Here is a 9433-nt window from a genome sequence, read left to right on the forward strand (position 1 = left end):
TCCTGGCCCACTGGCTGGGCTGTGACGAGGCGATCATGCGGGCCGCGATCCGCAAGGCGGGCTCCGTGGGCGCGGGCGTCGAGGCCCTGCGCAACGCCGGCTACGCCCGGCTGCGGCCGATCCTGCTCCCGCCGGTAAGCGGCGCCGCGGCGTTCATCGCCGCCTACCATGTGGGCGACCCGCTCAGCCCACGCGACTCGTGGCGCTGTTGGCGGCGCAAGGCGGAGTCGGAAAGCGCTGAGCGCCGGGGGCGGCGGGCGCTGGAGTAGCCGGCGGCTGATCCAGGCCAACTGCGGACCTGGGGTCGCTTAGGAAACGCGCAGGTTAAAACGACCGCACCATCCGCTGATTTCGACCCGGGACAGATCTGCCGCCTCAAGGAACCCGCCGCTTAGCAGATGCATTGAGGCCAAGGTTGCCAATCCGCCGCCTGTCGCCACTGAAAGGGCCGAAAATGCTTGGGATAATCGCCGTCATATTAGTGGTTCTGTGGTTACTCGGCTTTTTCGCCTTCCACGTAACGACTGCCGCAATTCACGTAATTCTTGTCGTGGCCCTGGTCCTGGTTGTCCTGCATTTCGCAAGGGGGCGGCGGTCCATCTGACTGGCGCAAAACGCTTCAGAGAACCGGGTGGCGAAGCTGGGCCATGCAGACGCCACCCACATCGACATCCGCTGAGGGTGCGCGCGGAACCCGCACCGCCGACCTAGAAGTGGCGCAGATGCAGGGTCACGACCTGTTCGTCAGCGGCGTGGTTGAAGGCCGCCTTGAGGAACTGTGGTCCGTGCAGCCCGAGCGGCGCCTCCCGCGAGAAGCCGATGTCCTCGGTGGGGATGCCGAACACGCCGCGGTTCACCTTGTGGTCGTCGTTCGCGTCGTGGAAGGCCTGCACGGCGTAGACGCCGGGGGGCACGTCGACGAGGGTGACATCGGTCTCGCCGCGCTGGGCGGGCGCAGATCCGCCGAAGACGCAGCCTTCGGTCAGGAAGGCGCCCTCGGTGCACAGTTCGACGCGCACGCGCCCCTCCGACGAGCGGACGTTTTCGACGTGGACGACCACGGCGCCGGCGGTCGGCTGGGCCATGGCAGGGACAGCCGGCCCCAGCAGGGCGGCGACGAAGGCGAGGGAGGCAAGGAGGCGTGACATTGGCGGTTTCCGTAAGGATCGCCGACCGATGTAATGCCGCGTGGAGGAGCCGGAAGACGTCGAAATCGAATGACTCTGTTTCCTGCCGAGCATGAGTTCCGCAGCGCCCCGAACCCCTGAAGTCGGCACGCGGGGCGCCGGCCGCAGTGATTGAAATCTTGCATTTGGGCGTTGGCGGCTGTCCCGTGGCTGGCGATGCATCCAGACGAAACGGAGCCACCAATGCGCATGTTTCTGAAGGTTCTGATGGAGGTCGAGGCCTCCAACCGTGCGATCAAGGACGGGAGCCTGCCAAAGATAATCCAGGGTTTCACGGCGGCGGCCAAACCCGAGGGGGTCTGGTTCACCGCCCTGGACGGTAAGCGCACCATGGTCGCTGTGTTCGATCTGGCCTCGCCCGCCCAGATCCCGCCGCTGGCCGAGCCTTTCTTCACCGGGCTGAACGCGACCTTTGAGCTGACCCCCGCCATGGACGCGGCCGACCTGCAGACGGGCCTTTCGAATCTCTGAGGAAGGCGGCCTCAACCCTGTCCCGCCGGCTCCGGCGAGAGGGCAGATGCTCGCTCACGCCTCCCAAAGGACGGCTTTGAGTCAGGAGCGCGCACGGTCCGGCCAAGGCCGCTAAGCAGCCCCTGATCACGAGCTGGACCGGGGTTGTTAACCGTCCGCAGCCCTGCGGCGCGGGCGCGCAGGGGGGTTGGGCGGCCCCGCGCCGGCGTTTAAGTCGGGGCCGATGAGTTCCTCCTTTGTGTCCCGCCGCGACGTGGTCGTCGGCGCAACCGCCGCCCTTACGCCAGCCGCCGCCCGGACTGCTCCAGCGCCGCAGGTCGCCATGCTGGGCGATTCCATCACTACCGGATGGGGGCTGCCGCAGCACGACGCCCTGCCGTGGCGCCTGCAGGCCGAACTCGCCGAGCTGGGCGTCCCGGTGCGGATCATGCCGGCCGGCGTGATCGGCGAGACCACGGCCGGCGGCCTGGCCCGCGTGGACCAGGCCGTGCCCGCCGGGGTCGAGCTTTGCATCGTGGCGCTGGGCGGGAACGACTTCCTGCAGGCGGCCGATCCCGCGGCCATCGAGGTCAACCTCGAACAAATCGTCTGGCGGCTCCGAACGCGCGACATCACCGTCGTCCTGGCGGGCGTGCGGGTTCCGCCCATGCTCCGCAGCGAATACGGCCACGCGTTCAACGGCGCCTTCGCCGCGGCCGCCAGCCGCCACGAATTGATTTTCCTGCCGGACCTGCTCGAGGGCGTAACGCTGAACCCGGAGCTCAACCAGAGTGACGGCGTCCATCCCAACGCCGCCGGCGTCTCTCTGATCGCGCGCCGCCTGGCGCCTCTCGTGGCGCAAGGCCTGAACTCGCGGTAAGCCCGGGCGGCATGATCCGCCCGTACGCCGCGCTCACCCGACACCCGCATGTCGCCAACGGGCCGAACGCTTGGCGTCGGCCGCAGCAAGTTGAAAAATGGAAATCCCGATTAGTTGTTGGCGGCGGCGTCCGCTATCGCAGCCTCCGCCCTATGTGCAGCGGAGGCGACGCAGCTTCCACCTGACACCTTGGGATAGAACTCCGGCGGATACGCCGCACGCAGGTCCCTGCAAGATTGGGCCGCGGCCGTTTCAATCCGCTGATCGAGCTTTTGCACATCGGCAGGGTTCGCCAGGTTCAAGTCGGCGTAGGTCACCGGTTGCGAGGCCGTGACCTCGTCGATGGGCGCGCCGATCATCGACGTCCTCCCGGTGTGCTGCAGCTGCACGACCGGCTCCGAGGGGGCGGCCAAGGCGGCGGAACTCAGCACCAGGCCGACAATGAGGGCCGTTGGCCCGATAAGCTTACGCATCTACAGTCTCCTAGGTTGGCGCCGGATCCGTCCGGCGCACCCTCAATGGCCCAGACGACTCACACCAGGCCCCCCGCTGCCTCAGAGATTTGTAGGCTGAAGGATTTCAGCGCGGGCTCGGGAGGTCGCGGCTCGGACGGCATCCCGAAGAAATCTCAATGTCCGCTCGCGGCGCGTTCCCGACCCGTTGTGGCCGCGCCTCCGACGGCGGCTATCGGAAATCGGAAGCGCTCGGTCCGTTCAACCTGCGCTCAGCCCCCGCGCCACTCGCCCGCCTACGGTTTCTCCCCCAGCCAGGTCCGCAGCGCCTTCAAAAACGGTAGCGCCTCGCGGAATTCCTTCGGGGTGAAGCCGTCGCGCAGGCCTTCCATCTTCGGGCGGAGCGCGGCGATCGACTGGCCGTAGGCGGTCCGCCCCTCGGCGGTGAACCAGATGCGCTTGCGCCGGCCGTCGGCCTCGCAGCCGTCGACCCGGATCAGCTTGCGCGCCGCCAGCCGCTGCAGGGTGTTGGTCAGGCCGTTCTTGGTCATCTGCAGGGCGCGCGCGATGTCCACCGGTGCGATGCCGTCGCCGCGCCGCGACAAGAGGTTCATCACCTCGAACTGCGGATAGGTCAGGCCCACCGGCAGCTTGCGGGCGATGGCCGTGCGCACCAGGTGCTCGATGTAGCGGATCTCGTCGAAGACCTGGACGTCGGGATGGTCTTCCGGCTCGGCAGCCATGGCAGCCCCCATGGTTCGAATCCGAACAGCCTAGACCATTCGAGTTCGAACATCAAATTCGATATCGAATTAGATGCGGTTCGCCGCCACGGTTTCCTGCCGGCTGAGCGGCGGCTGGCGCGTTGTTCCGGAAAGCAGGCTTAGCCGAAGGCGCGGTTGGTAAACGCCCGTTGGACGGCGTACACACGGGTCCGCCGCGCCGGCCGCAGCACCGAGGTCTCTGTGATGACGAAGTCCGAAGAGCCCCCGCCCGACCTGGGACAGCTGCTCGACAAAGCCGACCTGGCCGTCGCTCTGGAAAGCGATCGATTCAAACAATTCCTGGATCAGGTGCCGGTCGCCATCGCGGTCTCCGAGCTGCAGGCGGCGGAACGCATCATCTACGCCAACGACGCGTTCGAACGGCTGACGGGGCAGGCCAGCGGTCAGATTGTCGGCGGTCGCTGGGATCGTCTTCCCGGGCGAGCGACCGCACCCGACGATCCGCGCGGATTGGGCAAGGTCCTCGTGGAGGAGCAGGACTACGTCGGCGAGTACCTGATATCCCGCGACGGGGCGCCCGTAACGGTCGATGCCTGGTCGAACGTCATAGAAGGCGATGATGGCGTCCCGGCCTTCCGTCTGGTCGCCCTGGTGCAGGCCATCGCGCGGGACGGTGCGGTGCTGGACGAGTTGCAGACGCAGGTGCGCGAGAAGGACCTGCAGCTTCGCGAGCTGCAGCATCGCGTTAAGAACAATCTCCAGATGATCACCGCCCTGATCCGGGTCGAGGCGAAGGGGATTTCTGACCGCTCGTTAGGCGAGGGCTTCGACCGATTGGCCGGACGGGTGGAGGCGCTCGGGTTGCTCTACAGGTCGCTCAGCGACGCCGGTTCCGACGGGGCTGTCGATCTGGGGATCTACCTGAGCGAGATCGCCTCGGCGGTCATGCGCGCCCATGCGGTGGAAGGCATCCACCTCGACCTGCAGGTGGACACCTGGGCCGTCTCCATCGACGTCGCCATGCCGGCTGGGCTCGTCGTGAACGAGCTCCTGACCAACGCCTTGAAGCACGCCTTCGTCGGTCGAGAGGGCGGCACGATCACCTTGCACAGTACGAAGCTGCCCTCAGGCTGCAGGGTGGTGGTGGCCGACGATGGCGCGGGGCTTCCGCCCGGCGTTACATGGCCCAGGCCCGGCAAGCTGTCGGCCCTGATCGTCCGCTCGCTGAAGCAAAACGCCAAGGCTCACATCGAAATCCAGTCCGCGCCCGGAAAGGGCACTCAGGTGACGATCGTCTTCGGCTGCGCGGATGCCGCACCGGATTAGCGGCGGGGCCTGAGTATCAAGTTCGATATCGAACTACAGGCGGTTGGCCGCCCGCGTCTCCTCCAGGCCGCGGCGCGCCAGGGCGTCGGCGCGCTCGTTGAACTCGTGGCCGGCGTGCCCCTTGACCCAGCGCCAGTCGACCTCGTGGCGCAGGCGCGCGGCGTCGAGCCGCTTCCACAGGTCGTCGTTCTTCACCGGCTTCTTGTCGGCGGTCAGCCAGCCGCGCTTCTTCCAGCCGTGGATCCACTCGCCGATGCCCTTCTGGACGTACTGGCTGTCGGTGTGCAGCTCGACCTTGCAGGGCTTCTTCAGCGCTTCCAGCGCCTGGATGGCGGCCATCAGCTCCATGCGGTTGTTGGTGGTGGCGAGCTCCCCGCCCCAGAGCTCCTTCTCTTGGTCCTTGAAGTGCAGCACTGCCCCCCAGCCGCCGGGCCCGGGGTTGCCCGAGCAGGCGCCGTCGGTGTGGATCACCACCTGCGGCGTCATGCCGGCGCCCCGAACAGCACCAGGTCCGGCGAGGCGCGGTGCACGGCGAGCTTGCGCTCGTACTCCAGCGGGTCCTTCGGGCGCACCAGGGCGCCCGCCGGGGTCGCCCCCCAGTCGGCAAGCCTCGTCAGGAAGAAGCGCATGGCCGCCCCGTGCGCCAGCACCGGCAGGGCCGATCGTTCGATATCGGACAATGGCCGGCGGCTCTCGTAGCCCGCCACCAGCTGGCGCGCCGAGGTGATGTTGAAGCTGCCGTCGGGCTCGAAGCACCAGGCGTTCAGCGCCACGGCGATGTCATAGGCCAGCGCATCCACGCAGGCGAAATAGAAGTCGATGGCGCCGGCGAACTTGCCGCCGGCGAAGAACACATTGTCCGGGAAATAGTCGGCGTGGACGATGCCTTGCGGCAGGTTTCGCGGCCAGCGCGCGGCCAGTAGTTCGAGATCGGACGATATGGTCTTCGCCAGTCCTGGCTTGAGGTTGTCGGCCGCGCCCGCGAGGCCTCCGAACAGCGGCGCCCAGGCCGCCTGGCCAAGGTCGTTGGCCCGCGACAGCGGGAAGCCCTGCGCCGCCAGGTGCAGCTGCGCCAGGCCCGCGCCGGCCTCCCGGCAATGGGCGGCGGTAGGTCGGCGGACCGAGAGGCCGGAAAGGAAGCTGACGATGGCGCAGGGCTTGCCGCGCACGGTCTTCAGCAGCGCGCCGCGCCGGTCGGGGATCGGGGTGGCGCTCGGGAAACGGTGCTCGGCCAGCCAGCGCAGCAGCTCCAGGAAGAACGGCAGGTCCTCGGCCCGCACGCGGCGTTCGTAGACCGTCAGGAAGAACCGCCCGGCTTCGGTCTCCAGCAGGAAGTTGGAGTTCTCCACCCCCTCGGCCACGCCCTTCAGGCTGAGCGCCTGGCCAAGGTCGAAGTCGGCCAGCAGGGCGCTCAGCTCCTCGTCGGTGATATCGGTGTAGACCGCCATGGTTTCCGCATGGGGTAGGTCGCAAGACGGGTCAAGCCGGCGAAGACGCGCGCCGGTCACCGTGCTAGCTTCGGGGCCTGCTCCGGGAGCCCGTCATGATCTCATGCAAGCTCGAGCAAGTCGGCGACTATGTCGCCCTGGTGCTCGACGACGACGCCATCGCAGCCTTGAACCTCCAGGTCGGCGACACCGTACGCCTGGAGCCGGACGGCGACGGCGTCCTGCACCTCGTGGCCCGCGAGCCCTGGACCGAGGACTCCCACGCCCGCGGCCGGGCCTTCCTGAGACGCTACCGCCGCACCGTCGAACGGCTGGGGTAGGCCAAGGCCCTTTGGCCTTGGCTGGAGAGACCCGGCGACTTCCAACGGCTAATCGATCTGCCCGGTCTTGTTGACAACCTCAACGTCGTGACCGTCGGGGTCGAGCACCCAGGTTGCGTAATAGTCGCGATGATATTGGAGCTGGGCCGCCGGTGCGGTCTTCTCCCGTCCGCCTGCGGCAATTGCAGCCTTAAAGAAGGCATTCACCTCGGCCTGGCTTTTGGCGCGAAAGCCGAAGTGAACGGCGTCCGGATCGGGCCTTCCCTCCTTGAGCCAGAAAAAGAAGCGTCCGTCAGTTCCAAAGCCCTTGAGGTCTGGGTGACCATCCTGGCCCTTGAAGTCGAGGAAATCCGTGATCCCCAGTGGCTTGAGAGCTTGCTCGTAAAAGGCGGTCGAGCGCGCAAAATCGCTCACGGTTACAATGACGTGGTCGAGCATTGACGCCCTCCTTCAAACGTTGGGAAGAGGATTTTACGACACCCTCTGCGAGTTTGGGGGCGAGTTGGGGGACGCAATACCTCTTGGTGGTCGCCCGCCTGGAAGCCGCCGGGATGAGCGGATGGGAATGTCCAGGTCGCGGGTCCCGGCCTACGCCCCGCCTCAGCTCACCAGCACCTTGGGAAGCTTGAAGATCACGGTCTCCCGCGCGGCGTCGATCTCCTCGATGGAAACCTCGAAGCTCTGCGCCAGGCGCTCGATGACCCCCTGCACCAGCACCTCCGGCGCCGAGGCGCCGGCGGTGACGCCGACCACCGCCGCGCCCGCCAGCCAGGCCAGGTCCAGGCCTTCGGCGTCGTCGATCAGATAGGCCTCGCCGCCCGCCCGTCGGCCGACCTCGGCCAGGCGCACGGAGTTCGAGGAATTGGCGATGCCCAGCACCATCAGCACGTCGCTGCGCGCCGCCACCGCCTTCACCGCCTCCTGGCGGTTGGTGGTGGCGTAGCAGATGTCTTCCTTGTGCGAGGCGGCGATGGCCGGGAAGCGGTCGCGCAGCGCGGCCACCACCTCGGCCGTGTCGTCCACCGAAAGCGTCGTCTGGGTGATGAACGCCAGGTTGGCCGGATCGCGCGGCGTGAAGGCGCGCGCGTCCTCCACCGTCTCGATCAGCGTCACCGCGCCGTCCGGCAGCTGGCCCAGCGTGCCCACCACCTCCGGATGGCCGGCGTGGCCGATCAGCAGGATCTCGCGGCCGGCCTCGAAGTGGCGGCCGGCTTCCACGTGCACCTTGGAGACCAGCGGGCAGGTGGCGTCCAGGTAGAGCATCTTGCGCGCCTTGGCCTCGGCGGGCGCCGACTTGGGCACCCCGTGCGCCGAGAACACCACCGGCCGGTCGGTCGGGCACTCGCTGAGCTCCTCGACGAACACCGCGCCCAGGGTCTTGAGCCGCTCCACCACGTGGCGGTTGTGGACGATCTCGTGGCGCACATAGACCGGCGCCCCGTACTTCTGGATGGCGCGCTCGACGATCTGGATCGCCCGGTCGACGCCCGCGCAGAAGCCGCGCGGCGTGGCGAGCAGCACCGTGAGCGGCGGACGGCAGGCGGCGGAGTGGGACATCGTCGCCAGGGTAAGGGGTTGCGGGCGTGGCCGCCAGCCGCGTTGCCGCCGCATTCGCGACGCTGTACTAGGACCCGTATGCGCGAGGCCTTCGCGCGCCTCAAGTTTACGGACGCCTGTCATGCGCCGCCTGATCCTGCTCGCCGCCTCAGCCTTCATGGTCGCGACCGCCTTCGCGGCCCACGCCCAGTATGGGGGCGGCGGCGGTGGCGGCATGGGCGGCGGCGGGGGCGGCGGTCGCGGCGGCGGCGGCGGCGGCGACCAGCAGTCGCAGGACGACGCCAAGAAGAAGAAGCGCGACAAGGACTGGGGCGACAACCAGGCCGAGCTGCCGCAGATGCGCAACGCCGGCCCCTGCCAGTTCGTGAAGACGCTCTACGACGCCAGCCGCTACGTCGAGTTCAAGGAAGACCGCGAGGCCTCGGCCAACGTCGGCTTCTCCGGCGAGATCCAGGGCATCTCGGCCGGCTGCCAATATAAGGAAGACCAGCCGATCACCGTGTCGATGGACGTGCTGTTCGAACTCGGCAAGGGCCCGCAGGCGCAAGGGTCCTCGAAGACCTATCACTACTGGGTGGCGGTGACCGACCGGAACCGCGACGTGATCGCACGCCAGAACTTCGACCTGCCGGTGAACTTCCAGGCCGGCAAGGACCGGGTCTATGTGACCGACTCGATCGCCAACATCGTCATCCCGCGCGGCGCGGCCACCACCTCGGGCGCCAACTTCGAGATCCTGGTGGGCTTCGACGTCACTCCGCAGATGGCCGAGTTCAACCGCCAGGGTAAGCGCTTCCGCGTGAACGCCGGGGCGACCACCGTCGCGGCCGGGGGCGTCCCGCCCCGCCGATGAGCGACCTGAAACTATCGTTGAGCGAAGCGGTCGAAGCCGCCTTCGCCGACCTTGGCTTGCCGCCCGAACTGGGCCGCGTCACCGCTTCGGACCGTCCCGACCTCGCCGACTTCCAGTCCAACGGCGCGCTGGCCGCCGCCAAGCGCGTGGGCAAGAACCCGCGCGAGATCGCCACCGCGGTCGCCGAGCGCCTGGCCGCCGATCCGCGCCTCTCGGCGGTGGAGGTCGCAGGCCC

At 67.9% G+C, this 9433-nt stretch carries 13 protein-coding genes and 2 pseudogenes; 8 read left to right on the forward strand and 7 right to left on the reverse strand.

Translation table 11 applies throughout. The annotated features are described in order from the left end of the window. Nucleotides 1-269: pseudogene (locus JWP28_RS17905) on the forward strand (hypothetical protein); the annotation flags it as partial. A gap of 185 nt (nt 270-454) precedes the next feature. Beyond that, entirely contained in the window at nt 455-604 is a 150-nt protein-coding gene (locus JWP28_RS20680; RefSeq protein WP_366143825.1) for a lmo0937 family membrane protein, read from the forward strand. Nucleotides 605-707: 103 nt separating this feature from the next. On the opposite strand, the gene JWP28_RS17910 is transcribed toward JWP28_RS20680, so the two are convergent. Then, on the reverse strand, nt 708-1148 hold the full coding sequence (locus JWP28_RS17910; protein WP_299545057.1) for a DUF2141 domain-containing protein: 441 nt from the start codon (nt 1146-1148) through the stop codon (nt 708-710). A 222-nt stretch (nt 1149-1370) separates the two neighbouring features. Between JWP28_RS17910 and JWP28_RS17915 the strand changes: the two genes are divergently transcribed. After that, entirely contained in the window at nt 1371-1658 is a 288-nt protein-coding gene (locus tag JWP28_RS17915) for a DUF3303 family protein (RefSeq protein ID WP_299545059.1), read from the forward strand. A 223-nt stretch (nt 1659-1881) separates the two neighbouring features. Further along, nucleotides 1882-2517, forward strand: coding sequence for a GDSL-type esterase/lipase family protein (locus JWP28_RS17920; protein WP_299545060.1), 636 nt, complete (start codon nt 1882-1884; stop codon nt 2515-2517). 110 nt (nt 2518-2627) lie between these two features. Here the strand turns inward: JWP28_RS17920 and JWP28_RS17925 are convergent, their stop codons facing one another. Further along, entirely contained in the window at nt 2628-2990 is a 363-nt protein-coding gene (locus JWP28_RS17925) for a UrcA family protein (protein ID WP_299545061.1), read from the reverse strand. A gap of 275 nt (nt 2991-3265) precedes the next feature. Next, nucleotides 3266-3712, reverse strand: coding sequence for a MarR family transcriptional regulator (locus tag JWP28_RS17930; protein ID WP_299545062.1), 447 nt, complete (start codon nt 3710-3712; stop codon nt 3266-3268). A 225-nt stretch (nt 3713-3937) separates the two neighbouring features. Between JWP28_RS17930 and JWP28_RS17935 the strand changes: the two genes are divergently transcribed. Continuing rightward, nucleotides 3938-5020 carry a histidine kinase dimerization/phosphoacceptor domain -containing protein gene (locus JWP28_RS17935; RefSeq protein ID WP_299545063.1) on the forward strand — a complete coding sequence of 361 codons (1083 nt, stop codon included), beginning with the start codon at nt 3938-3940 and terminating at the stop codon, nt 5018-5020. 33 nt (nt 5021-5053) lie between these two features. Here JWP28_RS17935 and rnhA read toward each other — a convergent pair whose 3' ends face one another. Continuing rightward, nucleotides 5054-5506 carry a ribonuclease HI gene (rnhA, locus tag JWP28_RS17940; RefSeq protein WP_299545064.1) on the reverse strand — a complete coding sequence of 151 codons (453 nt, stop codon included), beginning with the start codon at nt 5504-5506 and terminating at the stop codon, nt 5054-5056. Further along, nucleotides 5503-6468: a homoserine kinase gene (gene thrB / locus JWP28_RS17945; RefSeq protein ID WP_299545065.1), complete on the reverse strand. Its 966-nt coding sequence runs from the start codon at nt 6466-6468 to the stop codon at nt 5503-5505. Before thrB ends, rnhA begins: the two co-directional genes overlap by 4 nt. A gap of 95 nt (nt 6469-6563) precedes the next feature. Here thrB and JWP28_RS17950 point away from each other — a divergent pair, with 95 nt between their 5' ends. Next, nucleotides 6564-6788 carry a hypothetical protein gene (locus tag JWP28_RS17950; protein WP_299545066.1) on the forward strand — a complete coding sequence of 75 codons (225 nt, stop codon included), beginning with the start codon at nt 6564-6566 and terminating at the stop codon, nt 6786-6788. Nucleotides 6789-6836: 48 nt separating this feature from the next. Here the strand turns inward: JWP28_RS17950 and JWP28_RS17955 are convergent, their stop codons facing one another. Together JWP28_RS17955 and ispH are read right to left on the reverse strand one after the other, a co-directional pair. Continuing rightward, complete coding sequence (locus tag JWP28_RS17955) at nt 6837-7226, reverse strand: VOC family protein (protein WP_299545068.1); 390 nt, start codon at nt 7224-7226, stop codon at nt 6837-6839. A 162-nt stretch (nt 7227-7388) separates the two neighbouring features. Then, nucleotides 7389-8345, reverse strand: coding sequence for a 4-hydroxy-3-methylbut-2-enyl diphosphate reductase (gene ispH, locus JWP28_RS17960; RefSeq protein WP_299545069.1), 957 nt, complete (start codon nt 8343-8345; stop codon nt 7389-7391). Nucleotides 8346-8466: 121 nt separating this feature from the next. Between ispH and JWP28_RS17965 the strand changes: the two genes are divergently transcribed. Together JWP28_RS17965 and JWP28_RS17970 are read left to right on the forward strand one after the other, a co-directional pair. Next, nucleotides 8467-9198 carry a Tat pathway signal sequence domain protein gene (locus JWP28_RS17965; protein ID WP_299545071.1) on the forward strand — a complete coding sequence of 244 codons (732 nt, stop codon included), beginning with the start codon at nt 8467-8469 and terminating at the stop codon, nt 9196-9198. Then, nucleotides 9195-9433 (forward strand): annotated as a pseudogene (locus JWP28_RS17970) (arginine--tRNA ligase); the annotation flags it as partial. The gene JWP28_RS17965 and the pseudogene JWP28_RS17970, both read left to right, overlap by 4 nt.

The organism is Phenylobacterium sp. (assembly GCF_028290885.1).
In the GTDB taxonomy this organism is placed as follows: Bacteria; Pseudomonadota; Alphaproteobacteria; order Caulobacterales; family Caulobacteraceae; genus Phenylobacterium.

Excerpts from the sequence above, each read along its gene's own strand:
- JWP28_RS17935 (WP_299545063.1), top strand. The coding sequence starts at position 3,938 with ATGACGAAGTCCGAAGAGCCCCCGCCCGACCTGGGACAGCTGCTCGAC.
- JWP28_RS17925 (WP_299545061.1), bottom strand. The coding sequence starts at position 2,990 with ATGCGTAAGCTTATCGGGCCAACGGCCCTCATTGTCGGCCTGGTGCTG.
- JWP28_RS20680 (WP_366143825.1), top strand. The coding sequence starts at position 455 with ATGCTTGGGATAATCGCCGTCATATTAGTGGTTCTGTGGTTACTCGGC.
- JWP28_RS17955 (WP_299545068.1), bottom strand. The coding sequence starts at position 7,226 with ATGCTCGACCACGTCATTGTAACCGTGAGCGATTTTGCGCGCTCGACC.
- JWP28_RS17915 (WP_299545059.1), top strand. The coding sequence starts at position 1,371 with ATGCGCATGTTTCTGAAGGTTCTGATGGAGGTCGAGGCCTCCAACCGT.
- JWP28_RS17965 (WP_299545071.1), top strand. The coding sequence starts at position 8,467 with ATGCGCCGCCTGATCCTGCTCGCCGCCTCAGCCTTCATGGTCGCGACC.
- rnhA (WP_299545064.1), bottom strand. The coding sequence starts at position 5,506 with ATGACGCCGCAGGTGGTGATCCACACCGACGGCGCCTGCTCGGGCAAC.
- JWP28_RS17910 (WP_299545057.1), bottom strand. The coding sequence starts at position 1,148 with ATGTCACGCCTCCTTGCCTCCCTCGCCTTCGTCGCCGCCCTGCTGGGG.
- JWP28_RS17930 (WP_299545062.1), bottom strand. The coding sequence starts at position 3,712 with ATGGCTGCCGAGCCGGAAGACCATCCCGACGTCCAGGTCTTCGACGAG.
- ispH (WP_299545069.1), bottom strand. The coding sequence starts at position 8,345 with ATGTCCCACTCCGCCGCCTGCCGTCCGCCGCTCACGGTGCTGCTCGCC.
- thrB (WP_299545065.1), bottom strand. The coding sequence starts at position 6,468 with ATGGCGGTCTACACCGATATCACCGACGAGGAGCTGAGCGCCCTGCTG.
- JWP28_RS17920 (WP_299545060.1), top strand. The coding sequence starts at position 1,882 with ATGAGTTCCTCCTTTGTGTCCCGCCGCGACGTGGTCGTCGGCGCAACC.
- JWP28_RS17950 (WP_299545066.1), top strand. The coding sequence starts at position 6,564 with ATGATCTCATGCAAGCTCGAGCAAGTCGGCGACTATGTCGCCCTGGTG.